Raw genomic sequence first — 18,204 nt, forward strand, 5'->3', positions numbered from 1 at the left:
GTTGCGCTTGGCCCCGGGGCCCGGGACCCGAAACCCGCCGCTTGTCCCGCCCCGGAGCACGGCCCGCCCCGTGAGAAAAAGGCCGGAGCATGCTGCTTCCGGCCTTTTCGTGCACATTCCTATTCTTTTACCATTGCTTCGTATTTGTCCGCATCCAGCAGCTTATCCAGTTCGCTCGGATCAGACATTTCCACGACGATCATCCACGCCTGCTCGTACGGCGACGTGTTGACCAGTTCCGGCGCGTTTTCCAACTCGCCGTTTACTTCCACCACTTTTCCGCTGACAGGAGCATACAGCTCGGATACAGTCTTGACCGACTCCACGCTGCCAAACGGTTCATCCTGCTTGATCTCGGCCCCTACTTCCGGCAATTCGACGAACACGATGTCGCCCAGCTCGGATTGGGCAAAAGCCGTAATACCGATATACGCCTTGTTTCCTTCTACGCGCACCCATTCGTGCTCTTCACTGTAACGAAGGTGTTTCGGGAATTCCATCGCTTACGTATCCTCCTATCAGGTACATTCGGTTACCCCTTACTTATTGGACAAACGTTCTAGGATTCCTCTTCAATCCCCAAAATTCGATGAAGGCGTTTTTTTACCAAATTGAGCCCCTTCTCGCCCGCCTGGAAGTGACGGAGCTGCAGGTTTTCGTCAAACAGGTAGAAAGCCGGGACGTATTCGTTTTGGAACGCGTCGGTGGTCTTCATCTGGTTGTCGATGGCAATCGGGTGCGTCAGCTTGTACTCGGCAATGGTTTCCTTGATGGCCTCCACGTTGGTGTCCGCTTCGGAGCGCGGCATGTGGATGCCTACCACCTGCAGGCCGTTGGCGGCGTATTTTTCGCGCCACTCGTTCACCTGCGGCAGCGACTCCTTGCACATGTAGCAGCTAATCGACCAGAAGTGAACCAGGACCGGTTTGCCGGCCAGTTCGGACTTGCTCGCCTGTCCGTTGACCCATTCGGTCACACCGGGGAAATCAGGCAGTTCTTCGCGCAAACGCATGGAAAGCACATCTCCTTTCGGTTCCCTACAGAAAAGCTTATGCCAAAAACGGCCCTTCTATTGAAACAGGAGTCGCTTGCTCATCGCTCCTGCAAAAAAAGGGTCTAACAGCAGGTTGTTAGACCCTTTTTCATCTGATGCCGCGATGCTTAGTTCGCCGTCAGGTGAGCTTCACCCGGACGCCAGTTGGCCGGGCACAGACCGCCGGATTGCAGTGCTTGCAGCACGCGCAGCGTTTCGTCTACGGAGCGGCCGATGTTCAGATCGGTTACGACTTGGTAGCGCAGAACGCCTTCCGGGTCGATGATGAACAGACCGCGGAATGCTACGCCAGCTTCTTCATCCAGCACGCCGTAAGCACGAGCGGTGGTTTTGTTGAAGTCGGAAGCGAGCGGGTAGTTCAGGCCGCCCAGACCGTTTTTGTCGCGCGGGGTGTTGATCCATGCACGGTGGGAGTGCTTGGAGTCAACGGATACGCCGAGCACTTCCGCATCCAGATCTTTGAAGTCTTCGATAGCATCGCTCAGCGCGATAATTTCCGTCGGGCACACGAACGTGAAGTCGAGCGGATAGAAGAACAGTACCAGCCATTTGCCACGGTAGTCGGAGAGGGAAACCTTACCGAAATCCTTGCCGTTGCCAAGAGCGGTTTCCAGCGTAAAGTCAGGGGCCGGAAGACCAACAAGACGTTGTGCCATATGTAACAACCTCCTTAGGATTTGTTTTATTGCCTACAGTTCTCATCATATCAACGTAGCTCTTTATAGTCAATATAATGTAGGAATCATTTCAACCTGTAATTCCATCTCAATGGCACAACAAATAGCATTCCCACTCGCAGGAACGTTTATGCGCCGGTCGGTTTTCGAGACAATATGCCGGATGCCGCGATTCTGTCGGCCGCTTCCCGCAGCACGTCCGGCGGCTGCACCAGAGCAATGCGCACGTAGCCTTCTCCTTCCGCGCCGAATGCGCTGCCGGGGACGACCACCACGCCCGCTTCTTCCAACAGGGCAAAGGCAAACGCCCGCGAACTCCATCCGGCCGGCACCGGCGCCCAGACAAACATGGTCGCCTTGGGCGGCTCGATCGCCCAGCCCGCTTCCCGCAGCGCAGCGAGCAACACGTCACGCCGTTCCTGGTAGAGGGGGCCCACCGCGTTTGACGAACCCGACTCCCTGTCCAGCCGCAGCGCCGCCACCGCCATCTGCTGCACGGGGAGAAAGACGCCGTAATCCACGTTGGATTTGACCGCGGCCAGCGGCTTGATGATCTCTTCATTGCCCACCACGTAGGCGATCCGGCAGCCGGCCATGTTGAAGCTTTTGGAAAACGAGTTGAACTCGATGCCCACGTCTTTGGCTCCGGGCGCCTGCAGAAAACTGGGCGGCCGATAACCGTCAAACGCCATTTCCGAGTAGGCCAGGTCGTGCACCACGATGATGTCGTGCCGTTTGGCAAAGGACACCACCTGTTCAAAAAAGGAGAGCGGCGCCACGGCAGACACCGGGTTGTTCGGATAGTTGAGAATCATGAAGCGGGCGCGCCGGGCCACCTCTTCCGGAATTTTCGCCAGATCGGGCAGGAAGCCGTTTTCCGCCCGCAGCGGCATCGGGTACAGGTCGGCCCCCGCCAAACGGACGCTGCCGGCGTAGATGGGATACCCCGGGTCCGGCACCAGCACCACGTCCCCGGGGTCGGCCCAGGCCAGGGCAAAGTGGGCCAGACCGTCCTGGGAGCCCATCAACGAGTGTACCTCCCTGTCGGGATCGAGCGCGACGCCGAACCGGTACCGGTACCAGCAGGCCACTTCGGCGCGAAATTCGTCCGTCCCGTCGGTCATCGGATAGCCGAACGCTCCCGGCTGCCGCACGGCTTCGACCAGCGCGTCCACCAGTTCAGGCGCGGGCGGCTGGTCCGGACTGCCGATGCTCAGGTCGATGACGGGACGACGCTGCGCCGCGCTCCGCTTGCACCTCGCGAGTTCGGAAAATATCGCCGACGACAGGTGCTCCAAACGCCGCGACGGGGTCCGCATCGTCAGCGCGCCCCCCAGGCTTTTTCGAACTCATCTTCCTTAAAGCCAACTGTCACCGTATTGCCGTCCGTCACCAGCGGGCGCTTGATCAGTTTGCCGTTGGACGAAAGCAGCTCCAGCATCTCTTCCTCGCTCATCGCGGGCAGCTTGTCCTTCAGTCCCAACTCGCGGTAGTGCTGGCCGCTGGTGTTGAAAAACTTGCGCAGGTCAAGCCCGCTCGCCTGCCACATCCGGCGCAGCTCCTCCTTGGACGGCGGTGCTTCCACTATCGGAATCTCCTCAAAGGCGACACCGTGCTGATTCAGCCACTGCTTCGCTTTGCGGCAGGTGCCGCATCTGTCGTAGAGGTATGCCTTGATCGTCATACTGATTCACCTCGAACGCGTGATAATTAACAATGGAAAGAATTGTTCCTGCTACTAGCATACCACGATGTCCCTCGCGGCAAAAACGATTCAGACTGGAGCCCGCAAGTAACGTGCAGGAGAGGACAGGTGCCCCCCTCCCGAAGTTACGCGGGCTTTTTTTCATGCGACCAGGGCAGTCCTTAAAAAACGGCAGCCACGCATCGCTGCTGGCTGCCATACCCTGTCATCCGTCTTTTAATTGGTTGTCCGTACCGGTTCACCAGGCTCGCCGCCCGGCTCCGCCGTTTCCGTACCCGGATTGACCTGCCACGTCTGCGCCAGCGGCGAAAAGGGCACCCCCAGCGGGTCTGCTTCTGCCGCTTCTGCGAGCGTGCCGGTCAGCGGTTCCGTGTATTGGATCTGCTCTCGGGTCACGTGCGTTCGCCTCCTCCGCTCCGATTTCTTTCAGTGTGGAGCGAAGGGGGCTGGTTTATGCACGTCAGGCGGTGACGGTCACCTGCACCTGGTAACCGGCGTGTTTTTTCGCCTGGAAGACGCCGTTTTCAAAAATCAGGTACTGGGCCTTCACGCCGATCAGCTTGCCGCCGAGACTCTCCTGCTTGTCCAGCGTCAGCGATTTGATCTTGTCCAGCGACTCCAGGATCGGATAGGTGATGTCTATCCATTCGTCTTCCCGGTACTGAAACGGCTTGAACTCCTCAGGGAAGTGGGCGTACACCTCTTCGCGAAGGGCGAGGAGATCCACTTCCTTGACATCCCCTTTCAGCATTTTTCGCCAGTTGGTCTTGTCGGGCAAAAACTGGCTCAGGTGCACCTCCAGCTCTCCCGCCATGCGCCGGGTCGGCACCTCCGCGATCGGGATGGCGCGGATGGCTCCCTGGTCCACCCAGCGCTTGAGCTCGTTGTTTTTTCGCGTCAGCCCCACCTTCACGTCGCTGGATACGGCCAGGTAGACGTAGTGCGGAATCATGCAGTGCGCCTCTCCAAAGCTGGCGTCTCGACAAGTCCCCTGATCATAGTGGCATTCGTGCGGTTTGACGATGCACAAGTCGTTTTCCGGCAGCTTGGTAAAACAGGGGTAACAGTACCCGTTGTTAAACGTCTTGTTGGTCTTGCGTCCGCAGGCGATGCAGTTTTTCTCGCCGAGAAAGGCGATCGTCAGTTCGCGGCCCAGCCATTCATTCAACGGCAGCCGGTCTTCCCCCACCTGCAGATAGTAGTCAACAGGCTGATCCTTGCCGTGGTACTGGTGGACCAGCCCATGCAGAACACCGCGGAGTTCCACCATTACTCTCTCCTCCCCTATGTACGGTCCCTTCATTCTACCACATCCCGCTTTCCCGCAGACCGCTGTTTTCTTTTGGCAGCATGTTTTCCCGGGGCCCGGTGAAGCTAGAAAAAGACCATTCATGCAAAGGAGGCGGTAGTCTTGCGCCGCAGGATGCTGTTTGCCTGTCTGCTCCTCTGCCTCTTCGGATGGACGTCCCGCACCGCCGCGTCTGGTCTGCCTGTCCCCGCCTACGAGCCCATCCATCGCATCGACACCCAGAAAAAAGTGGTGGCGCTCACCTTTGACGACGGACCGGATGCCGTCTACACGCCGAAGATCCTGGAAGTGCTGCACCGCAACAACGTGTTAGCCACCTTTTTCGTGCTCGGTTCCAAAGCGGAGCAATATCCCAAGATCATGCAGTGGATCCAGAAAGCCGGGCACGAGATCGGCAATCACGGGTACCACCATTACGACCTGAACAAGCTGACCGAACAGGAGATTTACGACGAGATCAAGCGCGCCGAGCAGTCGATCCTGCGCACGACCGGCGTGCTGGCCCAGTACTACCGGCCGCCCGGCGGCGTCATGACCCACGACGTGTTGAACGCCGTCCAGTCATGCGGGTACGACATCATCCACTGGTCGGTCGATCCGCGCGACTGGTCGTTGGCCCGCACCGCCTCGGTGATTGCCAAAAGCGTTAAAAGCAGCGTCTCGGCCGGAGACATCATTTTGTTTCACGACGGCGGGCTGAACCAGCGGCAGACCGTAGCGGCACTGCAAGAGCTGATTACCGATCTCCGCTCCCAGGGCTACCGGTTTGTCACTGTGAGCCAGCTTCTTGATGCGGCACAATAGGTGCTTGTTTTGCGCCAACCAAACCGCAGGAGGTATATTTTTCCACATTTTTCATTTGGTTTCAATGAAATACGCAATCATTGGAAACCGATTCGAAAGTAATCCGCCAAGCATTGCGCACAAAAAAGGCTGGCTCAAAAGGGGCTGTCCCGATAAAAATGAAAAACCCAGGAATGTTGATTTTCCAGCATTCCTGGGTTTTGTCTTTGTTAGTTATCGGGTTGAAAATCATGTTTGCACGCTTACGCCGACGTCCTGCCCAAAAAGGCGCGCAGCCGGTCGTTTCGCGGACTGGAAAAAATCTGTTCGGGCGTTCCTTCTTCGACAATGACGCCTTGATCCATGAAAATCACCCGGTCGCTCACCTCGCGGGCAAAGCCCATCTCGTGGGTGACGACGATCATGGTCATGCCTTCCCTGGCCAGGTCTTTCATCACACCCAGCACTTCGCCGACCAGCTCCGGATCAAGTGCGGAGGTGGGCTCGTCAAACAGCATCACTTTGGGGTTCATGGCCAGTGCACGGGCAATCGCCACCCGCTGCATCTGTCCGCCTGAGAGGCGGTCCGGGTAGACGTCCGCCTTGTCTTCCAGCCCCACCTTTTTCAACAGGGCCAGTCCATGCTGCCGCGCTTCCTCCAGCGGCATCTTCTTCACCTTGATGGGAGCGAGGATGACGTTTTCCAGCACGGTCTTGTGCGGGAACAGATTGAACCGCTGGAACACCATGCCGACTTCTTCCCGCACCTTGTTGATGTCCACCTTGGGATCGCTCAGGTCGCGACCGGCGATGACGATCCGTCCGCCCGACATCTCCTCCAACTGGTTGAGACAGCGCAAAAACGTGCTTTTCCCCGAGCCGGACGGCCCGATCACGCACACTACTTCCCGTTCCGCCACCTGGGTGGTGATGCCTTTCAGCACTTCCAGCTTTCCGTAATTTTTTCGCAGGTCTGTCACTTGGATGATCACGACTTGTACCCCCTGGTTCCGTCTGTCTGTATTCCTGTCTCCCTATTGTAGCCTAATGTTTCGAAAATTTCAGCAGTTTAACATATTTTATCAGCGGGTACTCCACCTTCGTGCATCAGATGACAGGATTAGTGCAGTTGGCTATAATCATGAATTTTATTTTGCTGTTCATGTAAAAACGTCTCTTTGTATACCATATTAGACGGGCTTGAGTTTTTCATTGCTGTATCCAAATCCTTCACGTTCGCTTTTCTTTTTGTTACGCGGTCATACACTACCCCAAAAACCAAAAGACCCCCAACAATGATGGACAGGAAGATCCACGTCGACATGATAATTCCCTCCTTATACTTGGGTTCGCGAAGGCAAAGGGAGCCAACTGCAGCGGGATGCGTCAGCGGTTGTTTCCACTTATACCATACGAGGTTCATTAGAAAAACGACAACCAACTGGATTAAAAAAACTAGTTCATCATTTTTACCATCATAGAAAAACCTAAAAAACAATAGGCTTGAAAGTGCAAAGGTAGCAAGAAAGATTAAAGCAATCCTGATAATAGTAAAAATATCCCTGACCAAGTTTTTCATGAATCCAGTTCACACCTTGTGTTACCGTTTTTTTATGTCAGCGAGTGCCTGCCATTCAATCGTTCTTTTTTTTAAAGTCTAGCTCTTTAACAAACTTCATGAATTTTATGCCCTTCCTTCCTGAGCCTTTCGACGTATTCATTGATATCTCCTTCCCCTCCAGGACAGCCCCCCAAACGTAAACATCCCGCACCACGTGGATTGTGGATACGGGATGCCGGGGCACGCCATGCATCTCGCCGGCCGGACTGGCCGTGAACGCGGGTATGTGTGCCGTCGCCCTATCGGACTGTCGCCTGCGGAGCGGCGGGAGCGGGCGCCGGATTGCTGTCATCTGTAAAGAAGGGAGCGACGACCAGACTCAGCAGAAAAAACAGAATCCAGATAATCCCGCGTTTAAATACGGATGGCGTAAGCATCGGGTCGACCCCTTTCGACAAAAAATGGGACTATCCTTACGTTTCCCCTGCTGTTCTCAGTTTATGCCGGGAGCGCCGCTTATTCTTTGGGTCTGCGCCCAATTTGAAGGACGTTCAGCAAAAACAGCCCGTTAGTCGGGCTGCATGACAGACGATATTGTGACGGCAGAGGGATGCTGCGCCTAGCTTTCCTGGGTATGAAGGCACATCTTTTCTGACTGGGTCCGCTTCAGCAGGCAGGCGACGGCGAAAGCGAGAAGCTGCCCGCCCATCAGCCAGAAGATGGTCCACGGCTCCCACACCTGCATCATGAGACCGTTCAGATTGGGCGCAAGAATGCTGGCCACGCCGAAGTTCACGCCGGCAATGATGCCCGCCGTCGGCACCATGGACGCCGGCAGGATGTCAGCCGCAAAGGCCAGGCCCAGCGAGTAAAACGACCCGACCGCCGCACCCGCCAGGGCCAACAGCAGCATCATCGCCCAGACGCTGTCGCCGCTCAAAGGGAACAGCAAAAACGCAGCTGCCCCCACCAATGCGCAGACACCCATCACCAGTCTGCGCCCAATCCGGTCGCTCAACGCCCCCAGCGGCATTTGCAGGATGATGCTGCCCACGACAAACGACGGCAGGATCAGCGACACCCACTCCACTGAGATGCCTGTTCGCAGCGCGTAGACGGGAAAGCTGCCGTTGAGCGACGTCTCCATGAATCCGTACAAAAACGACGGAATCAGCGCCAGCCACCCCAGCCGGAAGACGGCAGCGTAGCGGTTTTCCCGCCTTCCATCCGCAGCCGGCGGTACCGGATCGGGATACGCATTGCGGATACGGGCCAGCAGGCAAAACGCCAGCACGTACAGGACAGTGACCGCCGCAAACGGTGCCCAGATCCCGAACGGCAGCAGATTGATTCCCAGCGGTCCGATGCTAAAACCGATCCCGTATGCCAATCCGTACAGCGACAAATCCCGTCCCCGCCGCTCTGGCGGCGCAATTTTCGTCACCCACATCTGGCTGGCGTAGTGCAGCGAAGTATCGCCCACGCCCATCAGCAGGCGCAGGGCAAACCAGACAGCCAGATGGGTAAAGAACGGGAGCAGCACGGTGGAGGCGGTGACCAGCACCAATCCCCACAAAATGGTGGAACGGTAGCCGATCCGTCTGAGCGGGATCTCCAACCACGGTGAAGCCACTACCATCCCGATGTACAAGGCGGCCGCGTTCAGGCCGTTGGCCAAAGACGACACCCCCTGCTGTTCCAGCAGCACGGCCAAAAGCGGGATGGTCAGACCCTGGCTGACGCCGCCGATCACCACCACCAGGATCAGTACCCAAAAGGTATAACGCGATGACGACATAATTTCCGGTAACTCCTCTCAAACTCTTCCTTATTCATATGTGCAGCCTTCCCGCCACGTCAGCGGCACTCCCTGGCTGCGCCGCAGAGAGAAAACCTGCTGCAACAGGTACCTGTTTGGATGCAGCCCCTCCTGCGCTGGCTGGACAGCCGACTCTGTATCACGGTCAAAGCTGGCAGTGTCCCGCATCAGGCAGGCACGCCGCTTGACCTATTGCTTGTTCGCAACAAAGAAAGGGATGCGCTGCACGCAATCCCTTTTTCGCTAGTCATGTTACGATCGTAAGTTATCCAAATTTTCTTGTCAATCCAACATATTCTCTCAAATCCCGCTCCTGCTCATCCCCGCGGATCTCCGGCCTCGCCACTCGGCAGCGAGCATGCTGTAGACGGCGTGGTCGACGAAATGGTCGTACAAGAATTCGTTGCTGCGCAGCACGCCTTCCAGCTGAAAGCCAAGCCGCTCCGGTATGGCCCGGCTTTTTACATTGCCCGTCGCCGCCTGGATGGCGACGCGCTCCAGATTCCACTCGCCAAACACGAGATGGTCCAGGTAAGCGGCCACTGCCTGAGTCATCAGCCCTTTTCCCTGAAACTGCTCCCCCAGCCAATACCCAATGGACGTCTTCCGATTGTTCCAGTCGATGCTGTGGACGCCCAGCGTCCCGGCCAACCTGCCCTTGTACCAGATGCCGTAATGGGTGCCCTGGCGGCGCTTGTGCTGGTCAATCGTTAAGGCGATGAACTGGGCTGTGTCCTTTACCTCGCGCACGATGTCAAGCCACGGCAGCCACTGGCGCAAATAGGCCCGGTTGACATCCGTCAGCCAGAACAACTCCTCCGCGTCGGCCGGTTCCAGCTGCTTCAGGCAGGCCTCCATCGTCATGGGAATCACTCTCATGTCTCTCCTCCTCCAGGAAACGCAAACAGCGCCCGGGGGCGCTTTATCGGTGGGAAAAAGGACCTCCGGACGAGACGCCCTTCCCTGGGCCGTCCGGGGCTGTTTGCGTCAGCGTTTGCAGTTGCGGATTTCGTCCGGTTTGTAGATGCCGTTTTCGGTGACAATGGCCGTGATGTAGCGGGCCGGAGTGACGTCAAACGCAGGATTGTACACCTTGATGCCGTCCGGCGCCACCTGTTTGCCCAGTCCATGTGTAATCTCCTCCGCCGGCCGCTCCTCGATCGGAATGTCTGCGCCCGTCGGCGTGTCGAGATCGATAGAAGACAGCGGGGCCGCCACGTAAAACGGTATGCCGTGCGCGTGTGCCAGAACGGCAACACCGTAGGTCCCGATCTTGTTGGCGACGTCACCGCTGGCAGCCACGCGGTCCGTGCCGACGATGACTGCCTGCACCTTGCCCTGGGCCATCACCATCGCCGCCATGTTGTCACAAATCAGCGTGACGTCGATGCCCGCCTGCTGCAGCTCGTAGGCGGTGAGGCGCGCCCCCTGCAGCACAGGCCGAGTCTCGTCAGCGTACACTTTCAGGTTCCAGCCGCGCTCCTTGGCGAGGTAGAGCGGGGCCGTCGCCGTGCCGTAGGCTGCTGTCGCGAGCGCCCCCGGATTGCAGTGCGTCAGGATGCCCATGCCGTCTTTCAGCAGGGTGAGCAGATGCTCTCCGATCCGGCGGCACACTTCCGCGTCTTCCCGCTGGATGGACAGGGCTTCATTCAGGACTGCTGCCTTCAGCTCTGCCACCGGTTTGCCGGACTCGCGCTGCACGCGTGCTTTGATCCTGTCCAGGGCCCAGAACAGGTTGACTGCCGTCGGGCGAGAGGTGCCGAGGTAGTCAGCCTGTTCGCTCAGGTGTTGCCAAAACGTATCGAAATCGTTGGCGTCGCTGTTGCGGATGCCGAGGTACAAACCGTAGGCGGCCGCCATGCCGATGGCCGGTGCCCCGCGTACCTGCAGATGGCGGATGGCCGCCCACACTTCTTGTGCAGTCGTCAGTGTCAGGTATGTCGTTTCAACGGGCAGCCGGGTCTGGTCCAGCAGGACGAGCGCGTCATCCTGCCACTTGACCGGCGCAAATGGCGTGCTGGTCGTTGTCATACTACAGCCTCCTGGTAGTATCGTGCGGTAACCGTCCGAACGATATCTGTGATGTCTGTCGATACTTCCACCTTGTTCCGCTCCAGAATCAGCGCCTGGCCAATCGCCAGCGCCAGCCGTTCTGCTTCCGCGCGGGTCTGGTCATCGGCGATGCTGTTCAGGTCGGCGACGCCCGCCAGTCCGATGACGCGGCGCAGGATTTTACAGCCGGCAAAGCCTGCTGCGTCGCGGATCAGCCGCTGCACGTAGCCCTGCCAGAAGCCTTCGGTGTGGGCGCTCCGCTCTTTCGCCTGTTTGTGCCAGAGCTGGACGAACTGGGAGACAAACTCGTTCCAAACGTCTTCCACCGTTGCCAACAGATATTCTCGATAATCCCCCCGCTTTCCTGCGTCCGGCTGCAGACCGTGCTGGCCCGCGTAGTTCAGCAGCAGGTTGGCGATCACCGCGCCAATGTCGAAGCCGATCGGGCCGTAGTAGGCAAATTCAGGGTCGATTACCTTGACCGACGTCGGCGATACAAAGATGCTGCCGGTATGCAGGTCGCCGTGTATCAGCGCCTCCGCCCGGGTGAGAAAATCGTACTTGAGCTGCGCAATTTCCAGCTTCAGCTGCTTGTTGTTCCAGATCGCCTCCACCTCCCGCTTGATCAGCGGGTTGAAATTGTTGGTCGGCGCGTCTTCGTAAGGATCGGTAAAGACGAGGTCTTCCGTGATTTTGCACAATTCCGGATTTATGAATCTTCCGACAAGCGCTTTTTTGTCGTAGGGATGCGCCCCCAAGTCGGACGTGTAAAACAGCGTATGGGCGAGAAAGCGGCCGATCTGTTTGGCGAACAGCGGGTAGCGGTTGCCCTCGATCAAGCCTTTTCGCATAATCACGTGGTCGCTGACGTCTTCCATCACGGTCAGGGCCAGCTCCTCGTCGTAGTGATACACCTTCGGCACGAGATCCGGCACGTATTTGTGCTGGATGCGCAACGCCTCGCTTTCGATTCGGGCGCGGTCCAGCGTGAGCGGCCAGGATTCACCCACTACGCGGGCGTAGGGCAGTGCCTGCTTGACGACGACGCTTTTGCCCGTCGCTTCCTCCCTGATGTGGAATACCAGGTTGAGATTGCCGTCACCAATCTCCCGGCTGGTCAGTTCCGCTTCCGGCGCAAACAGGTCCGGCAGTTGTTTTACGTACTGCACTGCTTCTTGTTCGCTCAATGCGCGATACGCCATGGTCCAATCCCCTCTCCTTTGACAGATTCTCTTGTCTTCACATTCACTTGTCTTTGCACTTTCGCTTTGTCTATGTTGGCGGCCGCCGGGCGGCGTGTGTGCTGCTGCCGCCTCCAGCCGGAGCATTCCGCACATACAAAAAACCTCTTTTCCCGAAGAAAAGAGGTCTGTTCATACGCGTCTGCGTGTCGTCTCCCCCTTATCTTCCAGAATACTTTTGTTTCTGCAGGAATTAGCACCGTGCATGCGCTGCACGTCTGTCGCCAGAATCGCTCGAACAGCGTCATGTCGGTTGCCGGGTTTCATCGGGCCAGTCCCTCCACCTTCTCTGGATAAGGTATCCAACGTATGCGGTTTTGACGTTTGTTTGAATCATACAACCCCGTCTTCTCGCTGTCAACACCCTTTTTTGGGCGAATTGTCCAGTCTTCACGGACTGGTTCGCTGGCCCGAAGCACTCGGCCGGTCCCAGTTCCACCAGTCGATCCGGCCCACGAAGGCAGCCGTGATCGACGGCTCCTGCCGCAGCTTTAGCAGTTCCTTGACAGGGCCCGTCACGACCGCCCCGTAGAGGCGCACACCGTTCTGCTGCAGGTAGCGGCAGCGTTCCTCGATGCGCAGCCGGTTTCGGGCGGTCACAAGCCGCTCGCCAATGGCGTTCGTCAGCCGTTCCTGTCCCGCGAGATACTCCATTTCCGCCAGGTACGCCCGGGCGCGCCGCTCACCTTCGCCATGTGCCTGAATCGGTGCTTCGCCGTAATCGAGTTCTCTTTCCGCGTATCCCCACACGTCACCGGCCGACAGCAGCAGACTGCCTTCCGCCGCGTCCGGATGGTTTCGCTCCTGCCCCGTGTCCACGGCGAACCAGGTGGTATCCAAATCGTAGCCGGAAAAAAGGGCGTAGTACTCATCATGGGTCAGCAGCCGGTCAAACGAGACGGCGAGCTGCGCCACCGTTCCCTCCGGCAGCTTTTCCAGCGTGTTCCAGGCAGGATTTCTGCGGATGGCGCTTTCTTCCCGATCGTCCGCTGACAACGGAAAGAGAAAAAAGAGCCGCTCTTTCCGCAAACCGTCGGTCCATGCCGGCTTCGCGGAAATGATCGAGAAGACGTTGCTGATCGAAAAGGTTCCGGCGTTCTGATCGTCTCTCCCCACCTGTTCACGCAGTTCCATGGTTATCTCCCCGTACAGAAATCCGATTTGCGAACCGCTGCTGCCCACCGTGAGCCCCGGCTGGGTAAAGTGCACCATGTCCCGGGCCACCCGGTAGGCGTCCTCGTACAAATACCAGCCGATCCACCCGTTGGTGAAGATCAGGACGGCCCCGACGAGAAGCGAGATGGCCACCGTGTAAGCCGCGTTGCCGAGCCTGTGGCGCCATTTGCTGCGGCGGAGGATGGCGCGCTGCGTCTCTTCGGACAGCACGTCCGTTTCTCTCTCCTCCTCTCCGCCGCTGCCCAGCAAAAGCTCCTCCAAGCGTTCCGCATACAGTTCGTCCGCTGCAATCCTCGCACGGAAAGAGGCAGCTTCTTCCTTCGTCATTTCACCGCGCAGATATGCCAGCAGTTCCCGTTCCCGATCCTCATTTGCCTTGTCCGTCGTCAAGTTCATCCCTCCACATTCTGCGTAATTTTTGCCGCCCGCGAAACAATGAGCGCTTTACGTCCCCCGTGTCGATGCCCAGCACCTCGGCGATTTCCGCGTAGCTGAGCTGTTCGTAATGCAGCAGGATCACCTGTTTTTGCTTCTCCGGCAGCCGGTCCAGGCACGTCCGCAGCGATGACCACGCCTCTTGGCTCAGCAGCGTCCGCACCGGGTCCGCCGCCGCCCCGTCCGGCTGTTCCGGAATCTTCTCCACCAATCGCCACGGACGCTTCTTCCGCCTCCGATGCCAGTCCACAAACGTGTGGTAGGCCGCCTTGTACAGCCAGGGGCGCACCTTTTCCCCACGATAGTCATCCAGGTATTGATACGCCCGAAAAAAGGTCTCCTGCGTCAGGTCTTCCGCCTGCACCCGGTCAACGGTCAATCGGCAGAGGTAGCGGTATATGTCGTTGACGTACAAGCGGTACACGTCTTCCAGTCCGACCTTTTCCACGGATTCACACCCTTTCACTCCTATCCACGCACATGGCGGGGAAAAGTTCCACCGCGCCGCAGCATTTTTTCAAAAGGCCGCAGCATTTTTTCAAAAGATTGAGGTTTATGGTAAAATAAGGGGTATTATAACACGGTGTCCAAGGGGCGATTTGATGGGGTATGGCATCGACCTGCTGGAGCACATGCGGGCATTGGAGCAGAAACTGATACGGGAAGGACTGGACAGACCGCTGGAGTATATCCATTTCCGGTTTGCAGACAATTCCTTCCGCTACACGATTACGCCGCCCGACCTGCACGTCTTTGCCGAGACCGGCTGCGACGGCATTCATTACGGCTTTTTGACCGATTTCGGCCGCATCACAGATCTGGAAGAGGCCTCGATTGTTTGTGTCAGCCCGACGGACGACCCACCTTTGCGCATTATCGCACGTAATCTGGAAGACTTTTTCCGCCTGGTGGTGACGATCGGATCCGCCGGCGAACTTGGCAGTCTGGTGTCCGTCCGCACACCCCGGCAATGGGAGCGGTATTGGGCCGATCTCGCAGAAAGCAGGCATGAAGAGGCAACAGACCCGCAGTTACGAAACTTCGTTACGTGCCGCCAGACCGTTTTGCATCACATGCAGACAGACCTGGGCCTCGAACCGATTCCCGACGTCATGCGGTATCTGAACGACCTGGAGAGCCAGCGCCGATCCGCTGGCTGGATTCCGACCATCGACGGGCTGGGGGTCGTGCCAATTGACGGACCGGACGGAAAGCCTGCTGCTGACTACGTGTTTCCCTTTGCCGACACCAGCAGGGATCACATACCGCTGGACGACATACGCGCCTATCTGGCCGCCGCTCCGCCTGCACACCGATGCGCCTTTGCACGCGATGCCTTTTTCTGGTGGGTGGTGGACGAAACATCTGAACTGGGGCTCCTTCTCCATAACGTACACATCCAGCACTGAATCGGCGCCAGGGCCGGATTTACTACCGGCCGGACAACGCCAGGCCCGGCTCCCTGCAGCGTGACAACAGCCTGCACATTTCCACCGATCAAGGGTTGACTCCCTGCAAGGAACGTCATATCATGGGGGTAACTGCCAAGCAAAACCGCATAGCAGACGATTCACACTCTTATCACGAGCTGGCTGAGGGACTGGCCCTATGATGCCCGGCAACCGGCGCTTTCCCGTCTGGGGGCGTAACGGTGCTAAATCCTGCGGAAATGTTTTCCGAAAGATGAGAGGAGACGCTGACTGAACGACAACCGCCTCCCCTCCTCCATGGGGAGGTTTTTTGTTGGAACACAGCGGCCCTGTCCGGCTCGTCCACAGCACGGCGGCAATCCCGCCCGCAAGCCGGGAGGGCACAGCACAAGGAGGATCATCCCATCCATGAACGAACAACGCATCCTCGTCACCTATCTGACACAAGCGAAAGACCTGCGCAAAAAAGCAGAGGGGATCGCCGTCGGGATGACCGTCGGCACCTGGACTGACCTGCCCGCCGCCAAACAGGCGGAACTGAAACCGTACCTGGGCGAAGCGGTGGACGCTCAACCGCTGGAGACGCTGGAAAACGGGGAAACGCGCGGTCTGATCACCGTCAGCTACCCGGTGCGCAACTTTACCGCCGACATCCCGTCGCTGCTGACCGGCATCTTCGGCAAGCTCTCCATGGACGGCAAGATCAAGCTGATCGACGTGCAGTTCCCGGAAGCGTTTCTCAACGGCTTTCCTGGTCCCCGTTTCGGCATCGATGGTCTGCGCAAACGGCTCGGCGTGCATGACCGCCCGCTGCTGATGAGCATTTTCAAGTCCTGCCTGGGTATGCCGTTTGACGATCTGAAAGCCCAGTTCCGCGCGCAGGCGCTGGGCGGCGTGGACTTGGTCAAGGACGATGAAATCTTTTTCGCCGATGACCGCGCCCCGTTTCTGGAACGGATCAAGGCGTTTAAACAGATTGCCGCGGAAACGGAAGCACAGACCGGCAAACCTGTCCTCTACGCTGCCAATCTGACCGGTCCGGTGCACGAGTTGAACGAGCGGGCCAAGCGGGCCGTGGAGGCTGGCGCGGACTGCCTGCTGTTCAACGTGCTGGCGTTCGGCTTTGACGCCCTGCACCGCCTGAGTGCCGACCCGGACGTCCACGTGCCGATCATGGCCCATCCGGCACTGGCAGGCGCATTCTACCCGTCGCCCGACTACGGCATCGCCACGCCGCTGCTCTTGGGCAAACTGATGCGGATCGCCGGCGCCGACCTGGTGCTCTTCCCGTCGCCATACGGCAGCGTGGCTCTGGACAAGACGGAAGCCCTGCAGCTGGCCGAGCATCTGACCGCTCCCCTGAACGGCTTGCGGCGCGCCTTCCCGGTCCCGTCTGCAGGCATTCATCCCGGCCTGGTGCCCCAACTGTACGAAGATTTTGGACAGGATCAGGTGGTCAATGCGGGCGGCGGCATCCACGGCCATCCCGGCGGGGCGACCGCAGGCGGACGCGCGTTTGTCGCCGCGATTGACGCGGTCGTCGCTGGACGTTCGCTTGCCGACGCGGCAGCCGAGTCGCCGGAGCTGGCGGCAGCCCTGGAGAAATGGGGGGGCGGACGATGAGCAAATCGCTCGTGCTGTTCTGCGACTTTGACGGCACCATTACGGAAAAGGACAACATCGTCGCCATCATGCGCCGCTTTGCTCCCCCGCAGTGGGAGGCGCTGACGGAACAAATCCTCTCCCAGCAGGTGAGCATACGCGAAGGCGTGGGCAGGCTGTTTCAGCTCCTCCCTTCCTCGCTTAAGCAGGAGATTGTCGACTTCATCGTCGAGGATGCGGTGATCCGTCCCGGCTTTGCCGAATTTGTCCGCTTTTGCCGGGACGAAGGCATCGAACTGTTGATCACCAGCGGCGGCATCGACTTTTTCGTGGAGCCGATCCTCGCCCCGTTTGAGCTGAACGTGCCCATCTACTGCAACGGCAGCGATTTCAGCGGCGAGCACATCACCATCACGTGGCCGCACCGCTGCGACGAACACTGTGACAACGACTGCGGCATGTGCAAGACGTCGATCATCCGGAGATACGACCCGGACCGCCACTTCCGCGTGGTCATCGGCGATTCCGTCACCGATCTGGCGGGCGCCAAGATTGCCGATTTCGTCATCGCCCGTTCGCTGCTGGCGCAAAAATGTGCGGAACTGGGCCTTGCGCATCGGACGTTTGCCACCTTCCACGACGTCATCGACATTGTAAAAGATTTACGTACCAAACAGGAGGTCGGCTCACCATGACAGTGACTCTGGAACAACGCGCAGACGCGTTTCGCCGGCTGGACGAAGCGAAGCTGACGTTTGCCCGCCGCGATTGGTTTCCCGGCACCAGCGGCAATCTTTCGATCAAGCTCTCTGATGACCCGCTGCAGTTTGCCGTGACGGCCAGTGGAAAAGACAAGACCAAGCTCTCCCCGGAAGACTACCTGGTGGTCGACGGGGAGTCCCGCCCGGTCGAACCGACGACGCTCAAGCCCTCGGCGGAAACGCTGATCCACGCCGTGGTCTACAAGCGCATTCCGCAGGCGGGCGCCTGCTTCCACGTGCACACCGTGTGGAACAACCTCGTGTCCGAACTCTACTTCGGGCAGCGCGCCTTTTCCATTCAGGGGCAGGAGCTGATCAAGGGACTGGGCATCTGGGAAGAAAACGCGCGCATTACCATTCCGATTGTCGAGAATTTTGCCCACATTCCGACACTGGCGGCCGCGATCGAAAAAGTGATCACACCTGATGTCCCCGGCGTGCTGATCCGCAACCACGGCATCTACGCCTGGGGTGCCAACGACTTCGAGGCGAAGCGCCACCTGGAGTCGTTTGAGTTCCTGTTTGAGTACCACGTGCGCTGGCTGCAGCTTCGCCAGACCGCCGTGTCCCTCACACACCCTCAATAAATTGAAAATCAT

21 protein-coding genes and 2 riboswitches are annotated in these 18,204 nt (G+C 58.4%); of the genes, 5 read left to right on the forward strand and 16 right to left on the reverse strand.

The window, feature by feature from the left end:
• Positions 1-119 precede the first annotated feature (119 nt).
• The 7 genes from gcvH to IRT44_RS02445 form a co-directional block, all read right to left on the reverse strand.
• Positions 120-500 carry a glycine cleavage system protein GcvH gene (gene gcvH, locus IRT44_RS02415; RefSeq protein WP_029098324.1) on the reverse strand — a complete coding sequence of 127 codons (381 nt, stop codon included), beginning with the start codon at positions 498-500 and terminating at the stop codon, positions 120-122.
• A gap of 59 nt (positions 501-559) precedes the next feature.
• Positions 560-1,012 (reverse strand): redoxin domain-containing protein, encoded by a 453-nt coding sequence (locus tag IRT44_RS02420; RefSeq protein ID WP_171566846.1) that lies wholly within the window; start codon positions 1,010-1,012, stop codon positions 560-562.
• A 149-nt stretch (positions 1,013-1,161) separates the two neighbouring features.
• A complete protein-coding gene (locus IRT44_RS02425) occupies positions 1,162-1,710 on the reverse strand; it encodes a peroxiredoxin (RefSeq protein ID WP_171566845.1) in 549 nt (182 codons plus the stop codon).
• Between the two features lie 149 nt (positions 1,711-1,859).
• Positions 1,860-3,050, reverse strand: coding sequence for an aminotransferase class I/II-fold pyridoxal phosphate-dependent enzyme (locus IRT44_RS02430; RefSeq protein WP_171566844.1), 1,191 nt, complete (start codon positions 3,048-3,050; stop codon positions 1,860-1,862).
• Positions 3,051-3,052: 2 nt separating this feature from the next.
• Complete coding sequence (locus IRT44_RS02435) at positions 3,053-3,415, reverse strand: arsenate reductase family protein (protein ID WP_171566843.1); 363 nt, start codon at positions 3,413-3,415, stop codon at positions 3,053-3,055.
• Between the two features lie 237 nt (positions 3,416-3,652).
• Positions 3,653-3,832, reverse strand: coding sequence for a hypothetical protein (locus tag IRT44_RS02440; RefSeq protein WP_171566842.1), 180 nt, complete (start codon positions 3,830-3,832; stop codon positions 3,653-3,655).
• 64 nt (positions 3,833-3,896) lie between these two features.
• Positions 3,897-4,703 carry a DUF2797 domain-containing protein gene (locus IRT44_RS02445; RefSeq protein WP_171566852.1) on the reverse strand — a complete coding sequence of 269 codons (807 nt, stop codon included), beginning with the start codon at positions 4,701-4,703 and terminating at the stop codon, positions 3,897-3,899.
• Between the two features lie 156 nt (positions 4,704-4,859).
• On the opposite strand from IRT44_RS02445, the gene IRT44_RS02450 reads away from it, so the two are divergent.
• Positions 4,860-5,549, forward strand: coding sequence for a polysaccharide deacetylase family protein (locus IRT44_RS02450; RefSeq protein WP_371808911.1), 690 nt, complete (start codon positions 4,860-4,862; stop codon positions 5,547-5,549).
• 242 nt (positions 5,550-5,791) lie between these two features.
• On the opposite strand, the gene IRT44_RS02455 is transcribed toward IRT44_RS02450, so the two are convergent.
• The 9 genes from IRT44_RS02455 to IRT44_RS02495 all read right to left on the reverse strand — a co-directional run bounded on the left by IRT44_RS02455 (position 5,792) and on the right by IRT44_RS02495 (position 14,260).
• Entirely contained in the window at positions 5,792-6,520 is a 729-nt protein-coding gene (locus IRT44_RS02455; protein ID WP_304415109.1) for an amino acid ABC transporter ATP-binding protein, read from the reverse strand.
• A 128-nt stretch (positions 6,521-6,648) separates the two neighbouring features.
• A complete protein-coding gene (locus IRT44_RS02460) occupies positions 6,649-7,107 on the reverse strand; it encodes a hypothetical protein (protein ID WP_230077385.1) in 459 nt (152 codons plus the stop codon).
• A 281-nt stretch (positions 7,108-7,388) separates the two neighbouring features.
• The gene (locus IRT44_RS02465; RefSeq protein ID WP_171566839.1) at positions 7,389-7,526 is read right to left on the reverse strand and encodes a hypothetical protein; all 138 of its coding nucleotides are present in this window, start codon (positions 7,524-7,526) and stop codon (positions 7,389-7,391) included.
• A 182-nt stretch (positions 7,527-7,708) separates the two neighbouring features.
• Complete coding sequence (locus tag IRT44_RS02470) at positions 7,709-8,887, reverse strand: MFS transporter (protein ID WP_171566838.1); 1,179 nt, start codon at positions 8,885-8,887, stop codon at positions 7,709-7,711.
• 321 nt (positions 8,888-9,208) lie between these two features.
• Positions 9,209-9,787 carry a GNAT family N-acetyltransferase gene (locus IRT44_RS02475; protein ID WP_171566837.1) on the reverse strand — a complete coding sequence of 193 codons (579 nt, stop codon included), beginning with the start codon at positions 9,785-9,787 and terminating at the stop codon, positions 9,209-9,211.
• A gap of 108 nt (positions 9,788-9,895) precedes the next feature.
• The gene (mtnA, locus tag IRT44_RS02480) at positions 9,896-10,939 is read right to left on the reverse strand and encodes an S-methyl-5-thioribose-1-phosphate isomerase (protein WP_212132867.1); all 1,044 of its coding nucleotides are present in this window, start codon (positions 10,937-10,939) and stop codon (positions 9,896-9,898) included.
• Positions 10,936-12,162 carry an S-methyl-5-thioribose kinase gene (gene mtnK, locus IRT44_RS02485; protein ID WP_171566835.1) on the reverse strand — a complete coding sequence of 409 codons (1,227 nt, stop codon included), beginning with the start codon at positions 12,160-12,162 and terminating at the stop codon, positions 10,936-10,938. The genes mtnA and mtnK overlap by 4 nt, the downstream gene beginning before the upstream one ends.
• Before the next feature lie 196 nt (positions 12,163-12,358).
• Positions 12,359-12,501, reverse strand: a riboswitch (SAM riboswitch).
• A 90-nt stretch (positions 12,502-12,591) separates the two neighbouring features.
• Positions 12,592-13,767, reverse strand: a complete 1,176-nt coding sequence (locus tag IRT44_RS02490; RefSeq protein WP_230077386.1) for an anti-sigma factor — start codon at positions 13,765-13,767, stop codon at positions 12,592-12,594.
• Positions 13,745-14,260, reverse strand: a complete 516-nt coding sequence (locus IRT44_RS02495) for an RNA polymerase sigma factor (RefSeq protein ID WP_230077387.1) — start codon at positions 14,258-14,260, stop codon at positions 13,745-13,747. Before IRT44_RS02495 ends, IRT44_RS02490 begins: the two co-directional genes overlap by 23 nt.
• Positions 14,261-14,414: 154 nt before the next feature.
• On the opposite strand from IRT44_RS02495, the gene IRT44_RS02500 reads away from it, so the two are divergent.
• From IRT44_RS02500 to IRT44_RS02515, 4 genes are all read left to right on the forward strand, one after another.
• Positions 14,415-15,221, forward strand: coding sequence for a hypothetical protein (locus IRT44_RS02500; RefSeq protein ID WP_230077388.1), 807 nt, complete (start codon positions 14,415-14,417; stop codon positions 15,219-15,221).
• Between the two features lie 166 nt (positions 15,222-15,387).
• Positions 15,388-15,502, forward strand: a riboswitch (SAM riboswitch).
• Between the two features lie 148 nt (positions 15,503-15,650).
• Positions 15,651-16,865 (forward strand): 2,3-diketo-5-methylthiopentyl-1-phosphate enolase, encoded by a 1,215-nt coding sequence (locus tag IRT44_RS02505; RefSeq protein WP_171566832.1) that lies wholly within the window; start codon positions 15,651-15,653, stop codon positions 16,863-16,865.
• A complete protein-coding gene (locus tag IRT44_RS02510; RefSeq protein WP_171566831.1) occupies positions 16,862-17,539 on the forward strand; it encodes a 2-hydroxy-3-keto-5-methylthiopentenyl-1-phosphate phosphatase in 678 nt (225 codons plus the stop codon). Before IRT44_RS02505 ends, IRT44_RS02510 begins: the two co-directional genes overlap by 4 nt.
• On the forward strand, positions 17,536-18,192 hold the full coding sequence (locus tag IRT44_RS02515) for a methylthioribulose 1-phosphate dehydratase (protein ID WP_171566830.1): 657 nt from the start codon (positions 17,536-17,538) through the stop codon (positions 18,190-18,192). The genes IRT44_RS02510 and IRT44_RS02515 overlap by 4 nt, the downstream gene beginning before the upstream one ends.
• The last annotated feature ends 12 nt before the right edge of the window (positions 18,193-18,204 follow it).

The organism is Brevibacillus sedimenti (assembly GCF_020923495.1).
GTDB lineage: Bacteria > Bacillota > Bacilli > Brevibacillales > Brevibacillaceae > Brevibacillus > Brevibacillus aydinogluensis.

Coding starts and splice junctions, on each gene's coding strand:
- gcvH (WP_029098324.1), bottom strand. CDS start 500: ATGGAATTCCCGAAACACCTTCGTTACAGTGAAGAGCACGAATGGGTG.
- IRT44_RS02420 (WP_171566846.1), bottom strand. CDS start 1,012: ATGCGTTTGCGCGAAGAACTGCCTGATTTCCCCGGTGTGACCGAATGG.
- IRT44_RS02425 (WP_171566845.1), bottom strand. CDS start 1,710: ATGGCACAACGTCTTGTTGGTCTTCCGGCCCCTGACTTTACGCTGGAA.
- IRT44_RS02430 (WP_171566844.1), bottom strand. CDS start 3,050: ATGCGGACCCCGTCGCGGCGTTTGGAGCACCTGTCGTCGGCGATATTT.
- IRT44_RS02435 (WP_171566843.1), bottom strand. CDS start 3,415: ATGACGATCAAGGCATACCTCTACGACAGATGCGGCACCTGCCGCAAA.
- IRT44_RS02450 (WP_371808911.1), top strand. CDS start 4,860: ATGCTGTTTGCCTGTCTGCTCCTCTGCCTCTTCGGATGGACGTCCCGC.
- IRT44_RS02460 (WP_230077385.1), bottom strand. CDS start 7,107: ATGAAAAACTTGGTCAGGGATATTTTTACTATTATCAGGATTGCTTTA.
- IRT44_RS02465 (WP_171566839.1), bottom strand. CDS start 7,526: ATGCTTACGCCATCCGTATTTAAACGCGGGATTATCTGGATTCTGTTT.
- IRT44_RS02470 (WP_171566838.1), bottom strand. CDS start 8,887: ATGTCGTCATCGCGTTATACCTTTTGGGTACTGATCCTGGTGGTGGTG.
- IRT44_RS02475 (WP_171566837.1), bottom strand. CDS start 9,787: ATGAGAGTGATTCCCATGACGATGGAGGCCTGCCTGAAGCAGCTGGAA.
- mtnA (WP_212132867.1), bottom strand. CDS start 10,939: ATGACAACGACCAGCACGCCATTTGCGCCGGTCAAGTGGCAGGATGAC.
- mtnK (WP_171566835.1), bottom strand. CDS start 12,162: ATGGCGTATCGCGCATTGAGCGAACAAGAAGCAGTGCAGTACGTAAAA.
- IRT44_RS02500 (WP_230077388.1), top strand. CDS start 14,415: ATGGGGTATGGCATCGACCTGCTGGAGCACATGCGGGCATTGGAGCAG.
- IRT44_RS02505 (WP_171566832.1), top strand. CDS start 15,651: ATGAACGAACAACGCATCCTCGTCACCTATCTGACACAAGCGAAAGAC.
- IRT44_RS02510 (WP_171566831.1), top strand. CDS start 16,862: ATGAGCAAATCGCTCGTGCTGTTCTGCGACTTTGACGGCACCATTACG.
- IRT44_RS02515 (WP_171566830.1), top strand. CDS start 17,536: ATGACAGTGACTCTGGAACAACGCGCAGACGCGTTTCGCCGGCTGGAC.